Raw genomic sequence first — 21,797 nt, 5'->3', positions numbered from 1 at the left:
GGTGGGTCTCGGTTCTCGTGAGGCGTTCTTTGATGGAGGTCAACACCCCGACCGCTACGCCTGCGTCCGCCAATGGACTCGGCTACGGTCCGATCAAACCCCTCGCGGTCAGACTCAACGAGTCGACCCGCACCCAGCTGGACATCATCGCTCAGCTCAACGACCGGACCGTCACCGATGAAGTTCGGCTCGCCGTCGAAGCCTGGATCGACAAGACCAAGGCCGACCCAGCCATCCAACGCCGCGCACAAGACGTCCGCGACGAGATCGAACGCGAGGCAGCGGGTAAACGCGACGCCATCGCCGCGATCTTCGACGCCACCTCGGCGCCAAAGACCGCGCGGGCCAAGGCTCCTGCAGCCTGAGGCCCACCTCCAACCCGGGCGGCCGGCTTGAGCGACGTCCAANCGCCCCGACCCACCTCCCCGCTCACGATCCGCCACCTCGTTTGTGCCAAGCGATTCCACGAGAACCATTCCGGTTCCCGGTCGCACGCACAAAGGAGAAGAACCATGGTGCAGGGCATCATCATCCCGTCAGACAACAGCGCCCCTGTTACCTCTCGGACGTTCGAGTCGCTGGAGGACTACCAGCGGGTTGTCGGCGGCTGGATTGAAGCAGTCGACATCCCGGACCTCGGCGTCACGATGTACGTCAACGAGGAGGGGCTCATCCGCAGCCTGCTGTACAACCGGCGCGCGACGTTCCTGTGGCGGTTCCACGTTCCGCAGGCCCACGACGCACGCCTCTTCGGCGATGTCGCGATGGTGGGACTGGCGGACAACGAGGGCGAGAACACGGACTTGCCGAGCGAACTCGCCCGGCGGTTGCTCGAGCCCGGCATCTACCGGGTGCGAACGCGCGACCATGGCAACAGCCACTGGTGGGAGGAGCTGGTCGACCGCGACGACTACATCGAGACGGTGATCTGGTCGGCGCTGCTGGTGGAGATGTCGCCCGCGCTGGAGGTGCGGATCGAGCGCGTTGAGGGCGTCGACAACGAGAGCAGCGCGCCTTGACAGAGGGCGGTGGTCGCCTACGACCACCGCCCTCTTTTACTTTGAGAACGCCAGGAGATCGAGGCTCAGCGAGCCGCTCTTCGCGCCGATGCTTGACGTAACGCGTGATGTCCATGAAGTTCCCGTCGGGTCGGTGTAACCCACCGGCTGCAACGTGACAGCGGGGCTTCTCGCAATCTAAGAGCGGGCCATGCTCACCCTCCGTTCCCTCATCCGCACTGCGGAGTCTTAGGGGCTACCTCCGTCGCTGACGTGCTGCCCCCGCCTGCGCTGCAACGCGCAATTGCTCCAGGAACGGCTCCGACAGCATCCACCCGTCCGAGACGACGACGATAAAGCGCGCGATTGTTGTCCTCTGCTGTGCGAGCGAGCGGACGTTGATCCAGTGGTCGGAGTTCACAAGCTTGTCAGCGACCTCGTCGAGCTGGTTCCCGAGGTCATTCTCTTGTCGCACAACCTCGACAGCCGCCTCTTGCCGACCTCTCGGCTCATAACCGTCAGGCGCCCTTGATCACCGCAACCACTTCCGGCAGCGTTGAGTCGTCCTCAAGATCGTCATGTCCCGCGGCCCCGACGCCTGACAGAGTGGCGGTGACATAGTCAGGAAGTCCGTCCCTGAGCACTACCGCGTCGTCAATGGGCTCGCCCGAATGAAGCTCAAACAGCCTGCGGAGATCTTCGTCTGACACCCTGAGCGAACCCTGGGCGGCAGGCGACTGTGAGGGATATGGAGTGCCGCTTCCTGGGTTGACTCCGCCGGGGCTTCCGCCATCGCCAGCGCTCCCGCCACTTGTCGGATCGCCTCCGTCAGAGGCTCCACCGTCGCTAGAACCATCACCTCCATTTGTCGACCCGCCAGACGGCAATCGGAGCAAGTCCGACCAGGGCATCGAAATCTTGGCAAAGCGCGAGACTTCGTTCATGCCGCGCCTAACGTGGGCCTTCCGAATTCGTCGCACTTCGGCTGTTCGGACGACTGCGCATCCGAACAACTCCGCGTCCCGGCCGGATGGAAAAGCGATGTCCGTACGAGGGCGAGCCCAGCCGTTGTAGAAGAGGTGGAAGGGCAACGTACTGTTCTGGGCAGCGTGCCGGATGAGCGTGTCGTACTGCTTCTCCTTTGGCAGCGCGCCCTTGTGGCCGAGCGCTTGGTACTCGGGCTTCTTCCGGCCGAGATAGACCCGCTTCGCCTGGATGCTGAACCCAACCGCGTTGCCGGATGCCGACTGAACCCACAGCTCGAGGTCTGCCCCGCTTGCCTTCTCGTCGTGCGCACGCACGCGTTCCACGAGAAGCGGCAGTGATTGTTCGCGGACCAACCGCTTCAGCGCGAGCAGGATCGTATGGGTGATCGTGACCTCGCCCCAGTCCACATCGAGGTCGTGCGCGTCGACGAGCGATGCCCAGGTGCTGCGTGACAGCTCGTCCATGAGATCGGTTACAGGAGTAAGGTCCACGGCCACATACTGGCAGGCTGCAGGCTCGCCTACCCGCCTCGGCGCCAGGTCGGGAACTCGATCAGATCCGTCCCCTCACCCGGATGCGGGATCTGCGGTAGATCCTCCCGGCGGCCGCACGCCGTACACACGTACGCCTGCGCGACGCCCCCGCTTGACGACGCCGCAATCCGCACAGCGTGGCTCTGCGGCCGCAGCGATTGAGTCGAGTTCCACCCGGCCCGGGGTAACGGTGCGACGCGAGAGTCCGGCATGTCGCACCAGCACTGACCCCGAACCACGGGTGCCAGGCACGATGACGAACTGCTCGTTCAGCGCCCGCTCGATGTCATCGGCCATCTGGCTCCCAATACGTGGTGCGCGGACGAGGAGCCTCGACTCGATTCGCTCATGGCCCGCGGCGCGAAGCGCTTCTGGTGACGCATAGTCCTGAAGAAGGTCGAGCATCGCCGGATGCGCGAGTCGTGGCCCGACCGCTCGCTCCAGCGCTGGGTGGATCTTGGCTAGCAGCGCTCGGTAGTGGTTGCTCGCGCCGCTAATCTGGGTGACGAGGTCGTCGTCGAAGGTGCAGAGCACGCACAGCTCAGCGACGCTCTCCTCCTCGCCGGTAATTGTGCAAAGCACGTGCGGCAGCGACCTGGCGGCGTGAGCGATGACGAACGCATCGCGCTGATCCGACTTCGAGTGTCCGACATGAAGATCCGCGATCCGTCGCACCGCGATGCCGGGGGTGCGCGACCAGGCAACGGGGCCTGAGTGTGCGCGGCTCCGTCGACGCGACGGCCCAGATATCCCGGATCGCGGACTCACTGAGCGGGACCGAGGCTAAACGAACTCGATGTCTTCCTGCATGAGGTCCCATACCTGCTGGCGCGCGGCGGTGAAGTCGAACGTCCTCCCCGCGGCCGTGTTGGCGACGTCGTACAGGGGCCAGTCGATCAGCGAACCGTATCGCGCCGAGTAGATCGCGATGCTCTGGATCAAGTACGCGTCGGAGTAGTCAAGCAGTGCGTAGCCCAGCAGCTGGTGGACGTGCTCCGGCTTCAAAACGTCCGGACGGTCACCTGCCTTGGTCTTGGGCGCAAGGTTCGACTTCACATCGACGAGCAGGCCGCTTGAGATGATGTCCGCCTCCGCCGCGATCCGCTGTCCCTTCCCTAGCTTGGACAGGTCAAAGAGCGGGCCGAACACGGTCGGCGGCGCCAGCTTCGACATGAGGCGTGATTCGAGCAACTCGCGCAGGGCGACGAGCTCGGCCACGGCTTCGGGCGGCGCCTCCGTCATCATCAGAGACGCAGAGAACTCCCGCGCGCGCGCGAGTTCCGGGATTCGCGGTGCGATGGCAGCGCCCGCGCGGTAAGCCGATACGCACAGTGCAAGTCCCCAGGCGGCCCTGGCCTGCGTCTCTCGGTCGGCGTCGTTCGCAAGCCCGACCAGTGCCGCCAGCTCCTCGCGGTAATCCTGGTTGAGCGGAAACAGCAAGGCAGCTGACGTCGGTAGCTCGTTCGGTTCGGCGATGAGCCGGGGGATGAGATCGACTGCGGTCCCGATCAACGTGGGGCTGGCTCCGGCACTATCCACGACGAGAGCGTCTGCGCGGGACTTGTAGTCCGCCTGGATCGGCTTGAGGTTCGGAAACGTCGCCCGCAGGTAGCCTCCGAGCGTCGTGTTGGCGTCTTTAAGGTCCTGACTGAAGGTGCCGCGCGTCACGTACATGCCTCAGACGTTATCGCCGCTCGCCGACACGCTCCGATCAGTCACGGACGCTGAGCGGCAGCGCGAGCTCGTCGGACATGCGGTCGAGCTCTCTCAGACCGGTTCCGTCCACTTGAAGCGTCTCGAGCACCCACGACGCGAACATCGCGGCCATTGCGGTGAAGTGCGCGGTCTGGCGTTCATTGGGATCAATTGCCTCGCTCAGCACCGTGAACTGTTTGTCGTCGTCAAGGTCTAGGAACGCCGCCACCGTGTCGCTCGTCACATGGACGACTTGGGATTGCTTCAGGTACTGGGTAGCGAAGACTGCGTTGTAGTCGATCTGCTCGATCATTTTGGATATCCGAAGCAGCCGCTTCCCCTCGCCCTCCATGGACAAAAGAGCCTCGTCGAGCTCGTCCTGAGGCGTATTCAAGAACGCGCTCACCGCGCGGAAGGCTCGCCTGCTGGTATGGCGGTACCCCTCAACGAGCTGGTCAGGACCGCTCTCTTCAAAGTGCGCCCACTGCCCCGTGAGCGCGTGCTCCAGCGCCTGACGAGCGACGGCGACGGCCTCGCGGGACCGACCCGCCCGGCACAGGACGACGTATGCGCTCGCGTATCGGATCGCCTGCGCGCAGATCGGGTAGACAGCCTGGAATTCGAGCTGGTGTTCTTCGGCGATCTCAAGTGATTGCGCATCGTGCAGCCACTGTTCGCGCTTCTCGATGAAATCTAGCCACGCCTCAATTCGGACAGCTGACGGCGGCAAAGTGGTCACGCCACAAGTATCGGGCTCATCCCCAACTAGTGGCTCGTACTGGCCATCTCGGTGGAGGAGCGGCGGTCCGCTACGTCAGCGCCGTGCCCTGAGCGATCGCGCAGCAGTACGCGCGCAGTTCGGACAGCTGCGGCACCGCGGCAGGGTTGTCCCTGAGATTCAGGAGTGGCCGATGCTTGCGGATGAGCGCGACTTCTGCCACGTGGACGCCCTCCCCGAACGCAACCCACGAGACCTCGAGGTTGGCGTTGATCCACTCCACGATTGCAGCTGTGTCCGCGGGGGAGAAGCGGTAGTTGCGCTGGTTCGCTTTGCCGACGATCGAGCCCACTAGTGGTCGGTACCCGAGGACTGCCCCGATGCTCCGGAAAAACGTGCCGTGACCGCGTCCGCGCAGCTCGTTACGTAGGAATCGCTGCTGGAGGGTTTGGCCGGTGGCTTCACCGAGATAGATCAGGGTTGATTCGCGCTGCTCGGCGACGGCGCGGTAGGGCTCAGGGATCACGTCCAAGCTCCGCGCTCTGATGGCGTAGAGCCCGAATTGGTTCAGCACCTGCGCGTCGATCTCGCGGGCGCTTCGGAATCGGTGTGGGTCGAGCAACGCGCGCTCGAGGTCGTCCAGCCTCCGATGGTCGGTCGGAGCGGGAACGGTCAAGCGCGTCGCTTCGGCGGGAGAACTTGAGGTGGCTTGAGGTGCCAGCGTTACTGCCCCGCGTCCAAACAGCCCGATTCGTCCGTCGGTCACTTCAAAGATGTGACCGTAGTTGCGCGCACGCGCGCTCACCTGCGTCGATCCGACCGGCTTCTGGTCGGCCCGTTGGTACAGCCCTCGACAGTTGATCTCGTCGGCCACCGCGCGCGGCGTGAGCGGCGTTCCAGCCGTCCGAAGTACTTCCTGCATCGCTGAGTGAAGCGTCATGAGACGTGCGTCCCGGCTGTCGATGCGTGCGCATCCACCCGGGCGACGATGTGCTGGAAGATGTTGTCGACGTAGCGTGGCTTGACGCGGTGCTTGACGCCGTCGCGCATTTCTTTCACAAGCTTCTTGACCGAATCAGAGTGCCTTAGGTCGCCGCCTGCGACGAAGTAGGCGCGGAGCCAGGCCTCTGGGTCGAGAGCAAACCCCTCTTTGGCGAAAGTACGCACGAGCTGCACGACGGTGTCCTTTCCGTAGCCAGAGCTCAGGCCGTTGTACTGCTCGCCGATTATCATCGTTGCCGCTTCAACCATGAGCGGGTCAGGCGCTGATGCTGCCTGCCCACTGTGGAGGTTGAGCGCGCCGTGCGCATCGAGCCAGGTGCGCACTTCATCCGCCTGCCACCAGACGAGGACGAACACTTTCTCGAGTCTGCCGTCGTCGACGAGTTCCCGCAGGGTCTCGACGTCTTCCCGCTGTCGCGGATGAACGACGATGACGCAGCGCTCGACGACGGTGTCGGTGTTCCGGAGCTCGCCAAAGTTCGCGATGCTATGGACGCATCGCTCCGAACCCTCCGGAGCGATGTAGTCAGCAACTTCTCGCTCGAGGTTTCGGGTCGACTCCTTGAAGCGCGTGAGATCCGGGACGGCAAACAGGTACGGCGCTGGGCCAACCCAGTCCCGGATCACCTTGCTCTGCGGCACCATGGCGGTGGCCTGTTGCGCCCAGTCGGCGCGGATCATATAGGCGAGCTCTCCCATGAGGCTCAGTGTGACAGGGCCCTCGGGCACTGACCGCTCACCATTGGTATGTCGTGGGAGTCCGCATGCTTGCGATCGCGATGATCATCCGGCGCGTCAAAGCTGCAGTGGCGTCGCGAGTGTGCATCGCAAACGCACATCGTGGCAACGGCCCCCATCGCTCTCTCGTGGGCCTAAGAACCCACGACTCGCAGATGTCTCCGCGCCGCAATCGACTTAGACGGGTCCTTGGGGTGACGCGCCAAGATGGAGTCATGGCACACCAGATCGTAGCTCCGACCTCACGGCGCACGGCATACGTGCTGGGAGCCGGCTTCTCGCTCGCTGCGTCGTCGGAGATGCCGATCACGGACGAGCTCGGACGCCGTGCTGCGGCTCGTCTGGACCTCGACGACCTTCCAGCGTTCAGTCCCATAGGGATCACGTTCGAGAATTGGCTCACGTGGCTCGCAGAGCGGCAACCGTTCCACAGCGAGGCAGAGCACCTGCAGGACAGCGCTAGGTTCGCCGAGTTGTCAGAGGCGATCGCGATCGAGGTCGCGGCAAGTCAGCTGTTGGCGGATACCGCGGGGTTCCCACGCTGGCTCGGCGAGTTCGTCGACCTGTTGCACTGGGCGCAGAGCGATGTCATCACACTCAACTACGACACGATCGTCGAGACGACGATCGACAAGAGTCCGCGCTTCGACGGTGACGAATCGATCAGGTCGGCGGATGTCGTCACTGGCTTTCCGAACGGGCGTGGCACGCTGTTCGGATCTGGTCCGTACTTCCAGGACCGAGGGACGTTCTCGCTGCACAAACTGCACGGATCGATCGATTGGTTTGCTGTGCCTGGGGATCGGACCGGGGCCACCCTCGAGCGAATCCCACCGGTCGAACGACGTGGCACAGCCGCTCACCGCGCCACTATTGGCGGTCGCGAGGTCTTCATCGTCCCGCCGACGTCTACCAAGAGCACCTACTTCGACAACCCGAAGACGCGGTTCACCTGGCAGCAGGCCCGAGATGGGCTGCGCGAGGCAGAGCGTGTTGTGCTCATTGGGTACTCGCTTCCGCTCACCGATACAGCGCTCGCACGGTTGTTCGTGACGACCATTGCCAATGGCACTCAAGAGGTTGTGGTCGTCAACCCGGATGCTGACGGTGTCGCTAACCGGCTGGTGGCCCTTGGCGTCGACCGAGCACGCATCCGCACGTACGAGGGTTATGACTGCGTTGCGGACTACGTCAGCACTGAGGTCGAGGCGGCGACGCGGGGGCTGGTGGAGTACTTGGCGTCGACATCACCCGACAGTCCCGTCGCGGTCGGCTGGGGCTACAGCGGCTGGGGCGCGATTACCGAGGCAACACTAGATGCTCCGGGTGGCACGCTGCGCCTTTGTGTCGACCGCGTCGATCAGCCGCTCGCGACGGTTCTGTACCCCGGCACGACTTCAGATGACCCTAACGCCAGGCCCACGATGTCGTTGGGGCAGGTGCTTGCGCTCGGAACGCCGTCGGCGATTGTTGTAGAAATAGAGGGTCGCGAGTGGCGCATCTGCACGCGCGCTGTGCCCGAACCAGCGCAGGAGTCGGATTGGATCCTGCTAAGCCCGATCGGTCATCAGCCCGACCGACGTCCGTAGCGACCGTGCGTTGTGGGATGGACAACGCGTATGGACTTTTCTGACCGTTCCTTAATGATCACTCGTCCCCTCCTCGTTGGGCTGCGATGTAGAGGATCCCACCCAGGGGTCATCCATCGCTTCCGATGGGGAGGGCTCACGATGAGTGAGAACGAACCACCCGAGGTGCCGGCAACGGCTCTCGGAGCTGTCCGCCCGTTGTCCATACGGATCACGGACGGGTTGCGGGCGCAGCTGGACATGATCGCCCAGCTCAACGACCGCAGCGTCACCAAAGAGATACGTCTGGCGTCGGAGGCGTGGGTGCAGACCTCGAAGTCTGACCCCAAGGTGCTCCTGCGTGCCGAGACGGTGCGTGCCGAGATCGAACGCGAAGCCCAGACGAGGCAGAGCGCGATCGAGGCCATCTTCGGCGCCGCGGATTCCGGAGTGAAATCTCCGTAGAGTCGCGGCAAGGCTCCCTCCCCGTAGCTGGGGGATCGGGAGAGGGGCGGCTGTCCCGGGCATCGAGTGCTTTCGCGCACTCTGCCCGGGCGGCTGCCCGAAAACAGCACCTTCGACGATCACCCGCTTCGTTGCTGCACCGCGGCTTGCCAGAGAACTAACGAGTTCTCGGCCGCGACAACAGTAAGGAGGTGGGTGCGATGGTCAAGAGCATCGTCATCCCGCACGACGCAACCCGTTCCCCGCGCCTGCGACACCTAGCCACGACCAGCGAACTCCAGGCTGCGGTCAACGGCTGGCTCGAGCCAATAAGGCGCTGTAAGCAGCGCAGATGGGGAAAACGTGGCTGGCAAGCGCTGAGTCGTCGACATTCTCGTCAGTAGGCTCGGGGCATGCCTCACCCGTTCGACGCCCTTCCGAAGCGCCTTTGGGACGCTTCGGCATCCTCCGCTCGCTACGCCGTCAGCCACTACGCAGATGCGGATGATCAGGTGCTCATCCGCGCTGCGCTCTCGTTAGGCCATGCGGCAGAGCAGCTGATCATGGCGTGCCTCGCAACCATCGACACGGCCCTCTTGGCGGACGGAAAGATTGCGACCTCGCGGTACGCGCTGTCGAAGGGGAACGCGACCGGCGCGCTCAACATTCATACGCTTCGGACAACCACCTGGGGCGAGGGGTACTCGGTGCTGCGCCAAGTGGACCCAAAGCTGGGGGAGCCACACGACATCAAGTTCGTGATGGAAACGCGGAATGCGGCCGCGCACATCGCGATGGTTGATTCCGCGGATCTGGCCGAGGCCGTCGTAAAGCTCGCGCACACTGTGGGATTGCTCCATGGGCTGCTGCCGGGGTTCGTCGAAGACGACTACTGGGGACCGACACACCTTCCCGTCGTCACCGGCCTTCGCGACGCCCGCGCGGACAAGGTCAAGTTGGAGCTCGACGCCAAGCTCCTGGCGGCGACCGAGTATTCCGCAAGTCTCTTTCCGGCGATGAGCGAAGCCGACCGTGAGACGGTGCTGATCACCATGGAGGCTCGGAAGCCGACCCGCACGGTTTCTGGCCGCGACGGCGACGTGTGGGAGCGTCACCCGTGCCCCGCCTGCAACCGCTCCGGGTACCTCCACTACGCACTCGAGCATCAGGACGATCATGAAGAGATCCCCGAGTATGACAGCGACGGACATGTCGAAGGCGTCTACGTCGAGGTGTCAGTCGAGTGGATTCCGCTCGCGTTCGAGTGTCCGGTCTGCAACCTGGACCTGGACGAAGATGAGGTAGTTCTCGTAGACGGAATCGACGCGTTCATCGCCGAGGACAAGGTGGTGCTGGACCGAGACGAGATGCGTGCCTACTACGGCTACGACGAGGCGTGCGAGTTCGAGCGCTGGAGGTAAGCAAGCGCGGGGGAGCGGTCCTCTAGCAAAGAGCGCAGCTGCGACTTCCCCGCGCCCCGATCTGTTCGCTTGACTTCGGACCCCAGCGGTCACACGGTGGCTGCATGGGTTCAGTGGCTGGCGCGGCGGACGTGTTCGAAGATCAAGGCGTGCTTTGGAAGCAGCGCCCAGGCGGCACCTCGACTTTCGAGGAGCTCCTCGAGGCTCGCGCGTTCTTCATCGAGACGCACCAGGATGCGCTGTGGAACCCATGGGTGACCGAAGACAACGAGGCGGAGCTCGATGCCGCGATGGTGATCATCCGCGAGTGGACACGGGCTGAATCACATTTTCGGCAGTGGACCGCCGACGAGACCGATGCCTACCTCGATGAGGGCCGGCGCACCCGAGCGGCGGAGCGCACCGAAACGGAGGCGCGCTGGGACCGTGACAAGGATCGGTTCGATCCCGAGCTTTTCGCCGCGCGGCGTGCCCTCCTCGAGCAGGAGTCGTTGCTGGTGCACTTCCGAAGTGAGCTGGAGGACTACCAGTCGGGTCGACGATTTCCGGCCGTGGCCTTGGAGCGACGTGAGAAGGAGATTCTCGACCTGACAGTCAAGCTCGCCCGCTGCGAGGAGAGCATCGCTCTGCTCTGCGAAACCGTCGTCGACCCCTAACTTGTGGTCGACGCGCAAGGCAAACTGCCACGTGACCGTCGCGAAGCGAACCTGTTCTGGTTCAAGTTCGATCGCGAGCGCGAAGTGCGTGCGCTTCGGGATCGATTGCCGGGTCTTCGAGTCGAGTTGAAGGCCGCTACTGACAAAGCAGAGCGCAAAGACCTGCGCGAGAAGATCGCTCGCGACGTCGTCGAGCTCGCCCACTGGCTGAGCATCGCGTCTCTCGCTCCGGAAGAGATGTGCTCCGAGTGCCCGACACCCCTGGTCGGGCATGGCTGGGTGTCGATCGGGCTGCATGGGGCTCGCCCGTGTCCCGCGTGGCCGGGTTGGGCCGCGCGCATGACCAAAGTCCGCGCGATGTTCGCAGAGATGGTCGAGCGCAATCGACAACCAGCTCCTCCGCCACCACCGAAGCCCGAGCCGATCGCGGTGATTCCGTCGGGGCTTCCTGTGTCTGAGGTTGTCGCCCGACTCAGCGAGCTTCATCCGCGTACCCTCAGGCCGTCGTGAAGCGTGGACGCGCGAATCGGTGGGAGCTGTGGCCAGCCGATTGAGCATGGCCTACAAAGAACCGCGTTGGCCTGTGCAGGATCTGTGCAGCGGATTGACTGACCGTTGGATGCGGCGACTGCTGATGGGTTCACTATCGGGATTGGCGTTGTCCAGCGAGCTATCCCGCGCTGCGCGAATGCGTGAAGGTTCGGGCGATGTAAGCGCCGAAGCGGGCAATCTTCCTCCACTCGGCTGAGATGACGATCACGAGCAGGAACGGTCCAAACCACCAATGCGTGACGACGTTCACAACGACGGCGTTTCAGAGGATTTCGAGCGCGGCCCAGCGGCCGTCCCAGATCAGGTGATGCCAGTCGATGTCCATTCGATTCCCTCCGTTCTCGAAGCGTAGGCGGGACAGCCGACACCGAAGGGCGGGCGCGAATGCGCGGCGGGAAAGTCGACGCTCGCTATAGTGCGCCTATGACCCCGCGTTGGCAATGGATGCTCTTCGTCGTGTGCCTCACGCTGCTCATTCTTGGCGCGCTGGTGTACATCGGTGTGACGGTGAAGTCGGAGTGGTCGACCTTTGTCCCCGACCTGATCATCGGCGTTGTCGGGGCGGCAGTGATTGGCCTTGTGCTTATGGCTCTCCAGCAATCAACTGACCGACGTCGCTCCCATGCCGCCGACGTCAACGCGGCGTACAACCGACTGCTGGATGCGCTCACGCCACTTCGCACGCTTGACGTCGCGACTGGTGATGCGACGCAAGTGAGCGAGATGCGGACGCGCATGCTGCAGCTTTACGAAACGGTAGACGAGGCGGACGATCAGGCGACGTTCGGGAAATGGATCAATGCCGAGGGGCAGTTGTGCCTGTTCCAAGCGCTGAGTTCCCTCGAGGCACTCCGCGCCGTGTCCGACAGGTCCAACGCTGAGGCCGTTCTCAAGGCGTCTGCGCCATTTCACCAGTGGGTCGCAGAGTTCACGCACAACCTCCGTTTCTGGCGGACAGGCAGGCTTGAGGAGTCCGTGATGCGAACGCAGGCAGAGTTGATCGAGGTGAAGCTGCGAGAGGAAGGCGTCTGGCGAGAGGACGAGACGTCGTGGCGAGATGATCCGACCGACGGCTCGCAGTCGTGACGAAGTTGACGAGAGGAGGCCGCGGTGCCACTCCGGCCAGGGCCGCTGTCAGGCACACCACAGCGACTCGAATTCGCGATGAGGATTGATTCCGGCCATGGGGCATGTTCGGCGCTATGCCTCGGGTGGCTATTCTGATCGCAGCGGATGTTGAGAAGGGGTCAATGCGGTGTCACAGCTCACAATCGAGGGATTGTCGCGGCTTCAACAGCTCGAACTGGAGGAACAGTTTGGAGATGAGGTCCGCGTAGTCAAGGAAGCTCAGGCCGGACTCCATTCGATAGAAGTTGGTATCGGGCTCATCGTCGTCGTGCTCGGATACCCCTTGGTGCGAGCCATCGGCGGCATGGTTTCAAGAGACCGTGTCAAGCTGAAGTATCGGATCGAACGCACCGACGGCTCGACGGAGGAAGGCTCCATCGAGTGGGACGTCGCTTCGTCGGCTACACAGGCAACCGGCGCAGAGCTCGGCAAGTTGATCAAGGAAATCGAACAGCAGTCTGAGCCCGGCTGACGTGCAGGGCATTCACTCAAGCTTTGTCGACCTGCTTTCAAACCGTGCGTTCTTGCGCGAGGTCGAGCTCGATGAGGAACTGGCAGAGTTGGCAGTGGGTGCGGGGAACCCCAACATCATGCCGATTTTTCTTCACGAGGCGGCGCACTTCTCGTCGATGAGCCGGTGGCTGGGCACCGCTCTGACTCTTCTGTGGTTGAGGGCGAGTTCAACGGTTCGCGACCGCCCGGAGTCTCAACGGGCAGCGGATGCAGCGCGCATTGCCGCGTTCAGCAATTTGATGAGGCCCTGGCTTGAGGGAATCGCCTGTTACGCGCAATTTGATGCGACTCCGGGGGGTGCAGAGTCACTGTCGTCGGTCGGGCAGATGTTCCTCTCCAACTTCGTCGCCGAGGACCTTCGCGCGAAAGCAGCTCAAAGCGGTGGCAGCATCAGCGACGACGACCTGTCCGAACTTATCGCGCAGAAGCTCGCGCGAATGCGATTTGCCAAGCAATCTGTCTCAAAGAAGGCCGATCTCCTACTCTCACCGCTGCATTTCGCCGATGGCGGATACCTCGCTGGGTACTTGTGCGTGAAGGCGTTCGCTGGCATCTGCGAAAGCGCGAGTGGTCTGGCTTCGGACACCGACCTCATGCTCAGCTATGTGCAATCCGTTGTTCTTGAAGATCCTGGCTTGATCGTTGCTCTTCTCCGAACGAGTGATGATCGCAGGGAGGCTGTGAGCTTCCTTGCCGAAAAGGTTCGTGATCGAATCGCTTTCGTCTCCTCACAGGACTTCCGGAGTGCCGTCCCGGATGACCTTGCTCGCTTCGATCACGACCTAGCCACAGGTGGTCTAAGCAGTGATTTCGCTCAAAGTCGGCACGTCTGGGACGCGGACGCGGTGGAAGCTGCCGCCGACCTCCTGACGAATGAGTTGCAGCAGGCGATGGTCGACCCACTCGGACATGACGCACTGCTTATCCGGAACGTGTTCACCGTCGGGACGAGCGCGGGCACGGCGAAGGTTGACGCGTCGGGAACCAAGATGATCTTCGACTACGGCAATGACAAGACTGAGGAAAAGACGCTGTTGGTGCCGCTCGATCCTGGCGAGCACGCGGGCAGCTTGACTTTCATGATTGTCGCGCCCGAGCTCAGCCCGGCCGTGTCCATCGAGGTGGGTGGACGCGTCGTTTCCTTGACGGCCGACGAGCGGATTCTGAACGGGCCAGTTGGTGCGCTCCTCCGGGATCACTCATTCGACATAGATGGGGCGCTTCGGCTCTTGGAGGCTCGAGACCTGAGGCTGATCGAGCTAGAGCTGCCGGGTGCCTGGGGCCTCTTTCGGCCGGCAGGCATCGAGGATTCCCCGGCGACTTGGAACTCGTATCTGGAGCTCGCGCTCTTCGTCGCCCGCGACCGAGCGCGCGAGCTGTTCGAGAGCATGTGGGAGACGGGCGTGTGGAACTTGCTCGGAAAGCGACGCGAACTTGTGCTCGCACTCGTCCTCGTGTCTACCTCTTCAAGCAACCACGACCACGATCTGATGGCTAGGGCCTGGGACGCGCACGGCCTCGATGGAAGTCACCTGAAAGACATTCTCAATGTGTCGAACAACGCGCCGATTTACGGCGGAGCCATTCTTTCGGTGGCGCTACTAGACGACCGGCGTCGGTTCCATTCGATGTTCTAACCACCAGTCGTCTTTTCTTCGATTCAGTGGCCCGGAGAAGTTGCTTGCAGATCCGTAGTCGCCGTCGCAATCATCAGTCAACCTCCGAACTAGCCTTCGTTGGCAGTCGAAGTAGTATCCCCGCGGCGATGATCGCCACCCGCATGGTCTCTTGGTTGATGCTCAGGTTCGCCGCCACCTGCGATAGCGACAGGCCAGATTGATAAGGCGCGCGGCTTCACCCACCTGCTTCTTGGAGAGTGGCTGCAGACGCACGACCACGTTCCTTTCGCGGAGGATGCCAATGATCGTCGACTTGGCGGCGTCGAACTCCTTCGCGAGCTGCGTCGTGGTGTCGCCGACTTCGTAGTGCGCATCGACTTCGTACCGCGCATCGTCACTCAAACGATTCCAGCCGCGGTTGACTGCAAGCCGCTGCATTCGCTCAGCTAGTGGCTGCAGACCGGACTCATCGACAATCACCGCGACGAGGGTTAGGTGCGGCTAACTGCGCACGCTTGCCGAGGGATCCCGTCTCATCGATGTCCACAAGTTCAGCCACCTCAGAATCCTGACAGAGCGATCAGACTCGCCGTCCGGCGGATCTCAGTACGTTGCTAACTCCCCGAACGCGATGCCCGACTACATTGTAAGCGTGACCACCCGCTCCGACTGGAGAAGTGACAAGATGCAAACCCCTCGATTGAAACAAGCTCATGGCTGACGCCGACATAGATTGGGCAGCCCTGTACCAGAAGCATCGCAACGCGATGTATGGGGTTGCCTACGAAGTGCTGCGCGGAAGCGGGCGTGTGGACCTCGCCGCCGATGCCGTGCAGGAGGCGATGGTCTCGCTCATGAAGTCGCCGCCCGCCGAGACTCCACGTAGCTGGGAACCGCTGCTCGTGGTCACTGCCGAGCGGCGAGCACTCGACATGGTTCGATCGGCCGCTGTGGTCCGCGGCTTCGAGTTCTCCGAAGAGTTCTTGCCGGGCGAAGTGGGTTCTGGCGAAGATGAAACGCTCGAGCGTCTCGAGAAGATAGCGCGGGCGCGACCCGTGATTGCACGTCTTGATGCCCAGGAGCACTATGTCCTGGCGCAGTACATCGTGCTAGACCGCCTGCGTGGTGATGTCGCAGCAGAGCTTGGTGTCACGCCTGCCCGAGTTAGTTAGATCAATACGAGCGTCTTGTCGAAGATCAACGCAGCGATACAGGAAGGAGGGTGATGATGAGCTCAGATGACAAAGACGACGAGATCGCGCAGATACTCGACGCGCGGGCTGGCCAATCAGCGCTCGCTTCGAGTGCCGCGAGTCTTGAAGGGCGACCAGATCTCCGGGGATTGGTGGAAGCTGCTGACCTGGCGTGGTCCAGCGCGCAGGGAGCGCCAGCGCTCGAGGACGACCCGGTCGCTGCCGTGCTCGGTCTCGTACCGGACCCCGAGATTGAACTCGACGGTCCAGCGTTCGTTGCAGCTCGTAAACGAGCGGGGCTGACCGTGAGCGATTTGGCGCTCCGGCTCACTGCACGCGGCTGGGATGTCACGAGCAAGGAAGTCTTCGCCTGGGAGAGCCAACGCAACGCGCCGAAGGTTCCGGCGCTTATCAATGCGCTGGCCAATGAAGTCGGGACTGACCCTGATCGACTTAGAAGACGGTCGGGGGAGGATCCGGAACGCTCCAAGCTGGCAGCCGTCATGTCGTCGGCGGCGTTCAAGAATCTCGCGGAACGTTGGGCACGCCTTCAGGGCACCACGATTGCGTTGGCGTCGTCAGCGCTTGAGTCGCGCATGCTCGCGGCGGTCCACCGCGGCGGCGCTCCCGAAGCGGAAGTCCTGCTCGATTCGCTCGAAGCGATGGTGAGCGCTGTGGAAGAACCTGGCGGCCAATGAAGCTCGGGCCCTGGGTTGATCGTGCGGTGGCAATTCTGGACGCACCCACACGGGAGCAGTTCGCTCTCGACCCAGTGGCTGCTCTCACGACGCACCTCGGTCTTAATGTCCGCGGCGTCACTTCGCTCTCAAGTAGCCGCGACGATGGCGGATTCTGTGACGGGATGTCGTTTCTTGAAGACGGCGTCATTCTCTACGCGCCGACGCCCAACAGCCGCCGGCAGAATTTCACGCTCGCCCATGAACTGGGCCACTGGATCGTCGAGCAGGATCAAGGACTGTTCGATTGGATCGCAGATCAGTCGGACGCCGCGGCTCTACTCGAGACGGTCTGCGACCAGATTGCCCAGCGCCTGCTTCTTCCCGAGGAGCTGATAAACGACGTCGTTGGCGCGAGCCTTGTGCGTGCTCAACACGTTCAGGATCTTTTCGACGCCAGCCAAGCGAGCTATCAGGCCTGCGCTATCGCCATCGCGAGGCGTATCCGAGGACTCGGTGCAGTGGTCCTAATCAACCGTTACGACGGTGAAATGAACCACGCCAGCATCCAGCCCGATCCCGACGATGGGTGGCCCCAGGTCTACCCGTGGCGCGGACAAGTGCCGCCGGAAGGCCACGCGCTCCGTTCCTTTGCGCCCGGCACGAACTTCACCAGACGGATTACGTGGCGCGATACCTGGAACAGAACGGCAGAGTTCTACGCGGATGCCATCGCTGATGACCGGCGGATCATCGCTGTTCTTGCGGGGGATGACGTCTGGGAGGTCGAGCCGACGTACACGGTCCAGCCCCGCGACTTCGACCGCCGCCCGCTTCTTCAGATCCAGTGCTGCGGAAAGGACCGCTCATTCTGAGGCTACCCCTGCGATACGTGCGGACGAGGGTTCTGCCCGGTCTGTAAAAGGTGCAACTGCGATCGAGCCGCAAGAACTGAGGAGGCCTGCCAGGGCGACTGCTTCCAACTGTTCCAGCGTCATCGTTGACGGCTTTTGCGAGAGCTGCCGCTAACTCAACGCCCCTGTGCTCCGACTACTTGGTGAGGGGCTGATGGTCAGCCCCGGAGATGGAGCCGGAAATGGCGAAGAACACTGGAAACGGCCACCGCATCGGAGCCGTCAAGGGACGTAGCGAGTTTCAGGTCGGAAAGACCTGGTTCAAGCGCGACACCGCGACGGGTCGAATCATGAACGGCAGCCCCGATCAGCACAAGGGCGTCCGCAACGAGAAGTGACTGAGTGGAGTCGGCGCCGCGCGCTGTCACCGACTCCACTCACCACTGCCTTCATCTCACCCTCATCAAGAGAAATGAATGAATCATGGCAGATCGACGAATAACACACTCCCGCAAGCACCGTGATGGCGACATCACGGCTATCGGCACACCGGGCCAGTTCTGGTCGCCCCGCGCACAGGCAGACGCGATCAGCGACATTGAGCTCCACATCCACACGTACTTCGTCCAGTGGCCGGAGAAGCGCACGGAGATCCGTGTCGTGAACGGCGCGCACGGCAATCACCTCCGCACCGATCGCGACAACACCACCCGCAACAACCTGGATGACCTTCCGGACCTGTGACGACCCGCCCAGACACGTGAAGGACCGCCCCGCAAGGACGGGCGGTCCTTCACTATTTCTACGAAGGGGTCGTCGCCTACGCGATCTTCGCCTTCGTCGGTTCGCGGAGGGCGACACCAGCCCGGATGATCGCCGTCCGCATAGTCTCCTGATTCACGCTCAACTGCGCTGAGATCTGCGACAGCGACAGTCCCGATTCGTAGAGTCGCGCAGCCTCGTTCACCTGCTCACTTGGAAGTGGCTGTCGGCGGACCACAACCTTCCGTTCGCGAAGTATGCCGATGATCGTGGACTTGGCGACGCCGTATTCCTTTGCGAGCTGCGTAGTGGTGTCGCCGGCTTCGTAGCGCGCAGCAACTTCGTCCCGTGTTTTATCGCTCAAACGGTTCCAGCCCCGCTTGACTCTTGGTTGGAGCTCGCGCGGAGAATCCCCGGTTGAGCCCAGAATCTCGCGGATCTGGGTAGGCGTAACCGGGGCCGCTGAATTATTGGAACAGAGGTGGATAACCCCGACAGTTGAGGCCCGAACTTCCGCAGAATCGCGGGGGTTCGGGCCTCTTGTCGTTCCGGGCGGCAGACGGTGGACGACGGACGCGGGAATCTTCGTGACCAGGTGAATGTGAGTCCACGTGGGCGGTCGGCGTGAACGATCGGGTCCACCGCCCCTTACCCAAGGAGAATGCGGAGACCACCGCCTCCGCGGTGGACGAGCGGTCTGCTCGCGCCCACCTATCCGGCTTGGACGGTCGCGCGTAGAGTCCAGACATGGACGGCAACTCGACACACGACGACGATGAGGTCGCCCTCGAACACTGGGATGATGACGGCGGCAACGAGGCGATCGCTCCCTTGATCACGGCGGTATCGCGGGCGCGACCGCCGCGTCAGATCGCGCACTTTCCCCCGCTCTGACCCCGGTGCTCAGCTCCTGAACCCGACACCGGAGGAGAGGACTGTCGCGCCGTGCTCGGGCGTCGCGCGCCGCGCCCGCTTTCCCGGCCCAGGACCGCTTCGCCGAGTTCGGCCGCCGGATTCGTGTGACATCGAGCCGGCCCCCGCCCGAGCCCCCCTCTGCTACGCCCGCGCCGCCGGATCCGTGCCGGCCCCCGCCCGGGCCCCGATCTGCTGCGCCCGCGCCGCCCGATCCGCGTGCCCCAGGTCCCGCTCCGGCGCGATCCGGTCGCGCACGCGGCGCTTCAGCTCGACGATGTCGGGGAAGCCGCCGTCGCTCTTGCGGGACCACACGCGCTCCCCGTCGGCGTAGACCTCGAAGATCCCGCCGGTGCCGGGCTCGAGTGTCGCGCCGCCGCCCATCAATTCGCTCTGGAACGTGGTCAGCAGCTCTTGCGCGATCCAGGCCGCTCGCAGCATCCACGCGCATTGCGTGCAGTACACGACTCGAATGGTGTGCGTCATGAGACCCTCATCTCTTCGTGCCCCTGCTGGTACCCGTGCGACGGGCGTTTCGGCGTGTTCGTCCAGACGACGTGTCGCCGCCGACCTCACTCCAGGGAGATGCTCCCGGTCGCGGGGTGCTCGTGCGGCATCCTGTCACGGTCGAAGGTGATGTCGGTGTAGCCGTGGGGCGTGGGGCGCCCGTCCTCGTCGACGCTCACGAAAACGAGCCGTTCGATGGTGAGGATCCGTTTGCGCGTGATCATGTTGCGCACGACGGCGCGCATCGTGAGCGACGTGCGACCGAAGGTCGTCGCCGTCAGGCCCATCTCGATCAGGTCGCCCTGCAGCGCGGATGCCTCGAAGTTGATCTCCGAGATCAACTTCGTCACGACGCGGTAGTTGCCGAGCTGGATGATCGCGTAGATCGCCGCTTCCTCGTCGATCCAGCGCAGCAGGCTGCCGCCGAACAGCGTGCCGTTCGCATTCAGGTCTTCCGGCTTCACCCACTTGCGGGTGTGGAAGTTGATGCCGTCGTCCGAGGGATGCCACTGCGGTTCCGTCACCCGATCCACGCTACTCCCGGGCGTGACTTCTGCGCGGCGAGGGCTCCACGCGGGAGGGGGCGGAACCGCCCGCCCGTTGTCACCGCACGGTCAATCGCATCAGCACCGAGTCCCCGTGAACGGCATCCCGTTCCCGCTCCCCGGTGTCGACGAACCCGAGCTTGTCCAGCACGGCGAACGACGCGGCATTCCAGGCGCGCACCGTCGAAGCCAGGCGGTCGTAGCCGAGAGACGCCGCCCGGTCGACGATCAGCCGCGACGACTCCGTCGCGTAGCCGCGACCCCAGAACGCACGGAGGAACTCGAAAGCCAATTCCGGCTCCCCGGGCGTGCCGACGCTGTTCGCAACGAGACCGCAGTAACCGACCGGGATGCCGGATTCCCGAAGCTCCACGACGCACAGACCCGGCGCGGGCTCCGGCCGGTACGTGCTCAGCCACTGCTGCATGTCGGCCAGGGTGGGGTGACCGTCGGCGCTGATCCGCCGCCGGGCGGGGACCCGCGGGTCGCGCTCCTCCCACAACCGGCGGTGGAAGGCCGCGTCCTCCACGGCCCAGGGCCGAAGCCGGAGACGTTCCGACTGCATGTCGTGCATGACGGCGATATGCGTCAACGCGCTCACGGCGTCGGCGCGTACTCCGGACACAGATGGATGCCGGAGAGCACGACGACCGCGCTGGCCTCCGGCTGCGTGATCGCACCGCCCGACATCGAGTCGAAGACCTCTTTCGGAGTGAGGCCCTCGTCGAACGCCTTGCAGACCGCTTGGCCGAGGTCGATCCACAGGCCGGGGTTGGACAGATCCGTCTGCGGCAACTGTTGGCGGAGGGCTCGGAAGTACGCGGACTCCTGCGCGAGGACGTCTTCGGTCACGGAACTCGTCTGCGTCGGCGCCGCCGAGGCCGATCGCGACGGCGTGACAGGGAGCGCGCCGCACCCCGAGAGCATTGCGGCCACCAGGATCGCGGCCGCCGTGGCACCGATCTTCCTCATGCCGCGAGCGTAGGCCAACACCCGCCCCCAGGCGAGGGGGTAGCCCCCGCGGGCGTGGGTCGAGGGAAGGTCGGGATGCCACGGCGTGAACGGGATTCATGAAGGGCCCGAGCGGGTGCCGTGCCCGATCAGCCCAACAGGTCCTCCACCGCCATTAGGCGCTTCGCCGGCGTTCCCGTGATCTCGCGGACGAGGAGGTGCCCGCCGACGAGGTCGGGGTCGTCGACGAGCTCGAGCAGCACGTCGTTCATCGTCTGGCGCAGCTTCAGGTGCTCGTCGTCGGAGACGTGGATCGGATCCCGCGCGGTGAGGGGGAGGACGACCAGCACGTCGACGGTCCGCATCGCGGCGACGACGCGAGCGACGGCCTGCCCACGCACCCCGTCGTCGAGGGGGCGGCCCGACAGCTCGGCCAGGGCGAGTAGGTAGGCGAGGAAGTCGAGGGGTCCGCGTTCGGCGATGACGTCGGTCGCGGTCTCCTCCGTCAGCCGGTCGGCCGACAGGCGGAGCTGCGCAGTGAACATCGCCGGGGAGGGCACATCCGAGGCGTCGTCGAGCAACTCGAACGGATCGGGGAGGACCGTGAACCGCGGATGCCGCAGCGCGACGTCCGAGATGAGGGTGCTCTTCCCGCTGGCGTGGGTCCCCGACACGACGATGCGCACGCCGCGAGACTACCGGCGTCGAGCGCCCACGCCCCCGCGCCGAACCCCGAGCCCGAGACCCGAGGTCCCGGGCCGGAGGCGCTGAGACGCGGCCCCTGGGCGGCGGGACCCTCAGTCCTTGAGCCCCGGCGCCCGAGT

29 protein-coding genes are annotated in these 21,797 nt (G+C 63.8%); 16 read left to right on the top strand and 13 right to left on the bottom strand.

From position 1 onward, the window contains the following. The first annotated feature begins 32 nt into the window (after positions 1 to 32). Positions 33 to 365, top strand: a complete 333-nt coding sequence (locus ACTJJP_RS12985) for a hypothetical protein (protein ID WP_440775414.1) — start codon at positions 33 to 35, stop codon at positions 363 to 365. A 147-nt stretch (positions 366 to 512) separates the two neighbouring features. After that, a complete protein-coding gene (locus tag ACTJJP_RS12980) occupies positions 513 to 1,019 on the top strand; it encodes a DUF3846 domain-containing protein (protein WP_440775413.1) in 507 nt (168 codons plus the stop codon). A 497-nt stretch (positions 1,020 to 1,516) separates the two neighbouring features. On the opposite strand, the gene ACTJJP_RS12975 is transcribed toward ACTJJP_RS12980, so the two are convergent. From ACTJJP_RS12975 to ACTJJP_RS12950, 6 genes are all read right to left on the bottom strand, one after another. Beyond that, positions 1,517 to 2,476 (bottom strand): DUF6615 family protein, encoded by a 960-nt coding sequence (locus tag ACTJJP_RS12975; RefSeq protein ID WP_440775412.1) that lies wholly within the window; start codon positions 2,474 to 2,476, stop codon positions 1,517 to 1,519. A gap of 75 nt (positions 2,477 to 2,551) precedes the next feature. After that, positions 2,552 to 3,193 carry an IS110 family transposase gene (locus ACTJJP_RS12970; protein WP_440775411.1) on the bottom strand — a complete coding sequence of 214 codons (642 nt, stop codon included), beginning with the start codon at positions 3,191 to 3,193 and terminating at the stop codon, positions 2,552 to 2,554. A gap of 108 nt (positions 3,194 to 3,301) precedes the next feature. Then, on the bottom strand, positions 3,302 to 4,192 hold the full coding sequence (locus ACTJJP_RS12965) for a hypothetical protein (protein WP_440775410.1): 891 nt from the start codon (positions 4,190 to 4,192) through the stop codon (positions 3,302 to 3,304). A 37-nt stretch (positions 4,193 to 4,229) separates the two neighbouring features. Continuing rightward, positions 4,230 to 4,952, bottom strand: a complete 723-nt coding sequence (locus ACTJJP_RS12960) for a hypothetical protein (RefSeq protein WP_440775409.1) — start codon at positions 4,950 to 4,952, stop codon at positions 4,230 to 4,232. A 70-nt stretch (positions 4,953 to 5,022) separates the two neighbouring features. After that, positions 5,023 to 5,871, bottom strand: a complete 849-nt coding sequence (locus tag ACTJJP_RS12955; RefSeq protein ID WP_440775408.1) for a GIY-YIG nuclease family protein — start codon at positions 5,869 to 5,871, stop codon at positions 5,023 to 5,025. After that, positions 5,868 to 6,632, bottom strand: coding sequence for a hypothetical protein (locus tag ACTJJP_RS12950; protein WP_440775407.1), 765 nt, complete (start codon positions 6,630 to 6,632; stop codon positions 5,868 to 5,870). The genes ACTJJP_RS12955 and ACTJJP_RS12950 overlap by 4 nt, the downstream gene beginning before the upstream one ends. Positions 6,633 to 6,886: 254 nt before the next feature. Between ACTJJP_RS12950 and ACTJJP_RS12945 the strand changes: the two genes are divergently transcribed. From ACTJJP_RS12945 to ACTJJP_RS12910, 8 genes are all read left to right on the top strand, one after another. Next, positions 6,887 to 8,260, top strand: a complete 1,374-nt coding sequence (locus ACTJJP_RS12945; RefSeq protein WP_440775406.1) for a hypothetical protein — start codon at positions 6,887 to 6,889, stop codon at positions 8,258 to 8,260. 141 nt (positions 8,261 to 8,401) lie between these two features. Beyond that, on the top strand, positions 8,402 to 8,704 hold the full coding sequence (locus tag ACTJJP_RS12940) for a hypothetical protein (RefSeq protein WP_440775405.1): 303 nt from the start codon (positions 8,402 to 8,404) through the stop codon (positions 8,702 to 8,704). A 392-nt stretch (positions 8,705 to 9,096) separates the two neighbouring features. After that, entirely contained in the window at positions 9,097 to 10,104 is a 1,008-nt protein-coding gene (locus tag ACTJJP_RS12935; RefSeq protein ID WP_440775404.1) for a hypothetical protein, read from the top strand. A gap of 113 nt (positions 10,105 to 10,217) precedes the next feature. Beyond that, on the top strand, positions 10,218 to 10,760 hold the full coding sequence (locus ACTJJP_RS12930; RefSeq protein ID WP_440775403.1) for a hypothetical protein: 543 nt from the start codon (positions 10,218 to 10,220) through the stop codon (positions 10,758 to 10,760). 3 nt (positions 10,761 to 10,763) lie between these two features. Then, the gene (locus ACTJJP_RS12925) at positions 10,764 to 11,270 is read left to right on the top strand and encodes a hypothetical protein (RefSeq protein ID WP_440775402.1); all 507 of its coding nucleotides are present in this window, start codon (positions 10,764 to 10,766) and stop codon (positions 11,268 to 11,270) included. 465 nt (positions 11,271 to 11,735) lie between these two features. Then, complete coding sequence (locus ACTJJP_RS12920; RefSeq protein WP_440775401.1) at positions 11,736 to 12,398, top strand: hypothetical protein; 663 nt, start codon at positions 11,736 to 11,738, stop codon at positions 12,396 to 12,398. Positions 12,399 to 12,567: 169 nt separating this feature from the next. After that, positions 12,568 to 12,912, top strand: coding sequence for a hypothetical protein (locus tag ACTJJP_RS12915; protein WP_440775400.1), 345 nt, complete (start codon positions 12,568 to 12,570; stop codon positions 12,910 to 12,912). A gap of 1 nt (position 12,913) precedes the next feature. Next, entirely contained in the window at positions 12,914 to 14,590 is a 1,677-nt protein-coding gene (locus ACTJJP_RS12910) for a hypothetical protein (RefSeq protein WP_440775399.1), read from the top strand. 162 nt (positions 14,591 to 14,752) lie between these two features. Here ACTJJP_RS12910 and ACTJJP_RS12905 read toward each other — a convergent pair whose 3' ends face one another. Continuing rightward, positions 14,753 to 15,052: a hypothetical protein gene (locus ACTJJP_RS12905; RefSeq protein WP_440775398.1), complete on the bottom strand. Its 300-nt coding sequence runs from the start codon at positions 15,050 to 15,052 to the stop codon at positions 14,753 to 14,755. Between the two features lie 233 nt (positions 15,053 to 15,285). Here ACTJJP_RS12905 and ACTJJP_RS12900 point away from each other — a divergent pair, with 233 nt between their 5' ends. From ACTJJP_RS12900 to ACTJJP_RS12880, 5 genes are all read left to right on the top strand, one after another. Continuing rightward, a complete protein-coding gene (locus tag ACTJJP_RS12900; protein WP_440775397.1) occupies positions 15,286 to 15,744 on the top strand; it encodes a sigma-70 family RNA polymerase sigma factor in 459 nt (152 codons plus the stop codon). Between the two features lie 56 nt (positions 15,745 to 15,800). Then, a complete protein-coding gene (locus ACTJJP_RS12895) occupies positions 15,801 to 16,463 on the top strand; it encodes a hypothetical protein (protein WP_440775396.1) in 663 nt (220 codons plus the stop codon). 26 nt (positions 16,464 to 16,489) lie between these two features. Further along, the gene (locus ACTJJP_RS12890; RefSeq protein WP_440775395.1) at positions 16,490 to 17,317 is read left to right on the top strand and encodes an ImmA/IrrE family metallo-endopeptidase; all 828 of its coding nucleotides are present in this window, start codon (positions 16,490 to 16,492) and stop codon (positions 17,315 to 17,317) included. A 221-nt stretch (positions 17,318 to 17,538) separates the two neighbouring features. Further along, positions 17,539 to 17,694 (top strand): hypothetical protein, encoded by a 156-nt coding sequence (locus ACTJJP_RS12885; RefSeq protein WP_440775394.1) that lies wholly within the window; start codon positions 17,539 to 17,541, stop codon positions 17,692 to 17,694. Between the two features lie 85 nt (positions 17,695 to 17,779). Then, positions 17,780 to 18,040 carry a DUF3892 domain-containing protein gene (locus tag ACTJJP_RS12880; RefSeq protein WP_440775393.1) on the top strand — a complete coding sequence of 87 codons (261 nt, stop codon included), beginning with the start codon at positions 17,780 to 17,782 and terminating at the stop codon, positions 18,038 to 18,040. 76 nt (positions 18,041 to 18,116) lie between these two features. On the opposite strand, the gene ACTJJP_RS12875 is transcribed toward ACTJJP_RS12880, so the two are convergent. Continuing rightward, positions 18,117 to 18,422 carry a helix-turn-helix domain-containing protein gene (locus ACTJJP_RS12875; protein ID WP_440775392.1) on the bottom strand — a complete coding sequence of 102 codons (306 nt, stop codon included), beginning with the start codon at positions 18,420 to 18,422 and terminating at the stop codon, positions 18,117 to 18,119. Positions 18,423 to 18,805: 383 nt separating this feature from the next. Here ACTJJP_RS12875 and ACTJJP_RS12870 point away from each other — a divergent pair, with 383 nt between their 5' ends. Next, positions 18,806 to 18,952, top strand: a complete 147-nt coding sequence (locus ACTJJP_RS12870) for a hypothetical protein (RefSeq protein WP_440775391.1) — start codon at positions 18,806 to 18,808, stop codon at positions 18,950 to 18,952. 162 nt (positions 18,953 to 19,114) lie between these two features. Here the strand turns inward: ACTJJP_RS12870 and ACTJJP_RS12865 are convergent, their stop codons facing one another. The 5 genes from ACTJJP_RS12865 to ACTJJP_RS12845 form a co-directional block, all read right to left on the bottom strand. Next, a complete protein-coding gene (locus tag ACTJJP_RS12865; RefSeq protein WP_440775390.1) occupies positions 19,115 to 19,456 on the bottom strand; it encodes a SelT/SelW/SelH family protein in 342 nt (113 codons plus the stop codon). Positions 19,457 to 19,542: 86 nt separating this feature from the next. Further along, on the bottom strand, positions 19,543 to 20,001 hold the full coding sequence (locus tag ACTJJP_RS12860) for an acyl-CoA thioesterase (RefSeq protein ID WP_440775389.1): 459 nt from the start codon (positions 19,999 to 20,001) through the stop codon (positions 19,543 to 19,545). A 79-nt stretch (positions 20,002 to 20,080) separates the two neighbouring features. Next, a complete protein-coding gene (locus tag ACTJJP_RS12855; protein ID WP_440775388.1) occupies positions 20,081 to 20,647 on the bottom strand; it encodes a GNAT family N-acetyltransferase in 567 nt (188 codons plus the stop codon). Continuing rightward, positions 20,620 to 20,994 carry a DUF732 domain-containing protein gene (locus tag ACTJJP_RS12850; RefSeq protein ID WP_440775387.1) on the bottom strand — a complete coding sequence of 125 codons (375 nt, stop codon included), beginning with the start codon at positions 20,992 to 20,994 and terminating at the stop codon, positions 20,620 to 20,622. Before ACTJJP_RS12850 ends, ACTJJP_RS12855 begins: the two co-directional genes overlap by 28 nt. A 128-nt stretch (positions 20,995 to 21,122) precedes the next feature. Further along, complete coding sequence (locus ACTJJP_RS12845; protein ID WP_440775386.1) at positions 21,123 to 21,659, bottom strand: AAA family ATPase; 537 nt, start codon at positions 21,657 to 21,659, stop codon at positions 21,123 to 21,125. Between the last annotated feature and the right edge of the window lie 138 nt (positions 21,660 to 21,797).

Origin of the sequence: Microbacterium sp. 22296 (genome assembly GCF_052045385.1) — a bacterium.
GTDB lineage: Bacteria > Actinomycetota > Actinomycetes > Actinomycetales > Microbacteriaceae > Microbacterium.
This window is presented reverse-complemented; position numbering and strand designations above follow the sequence as displayed.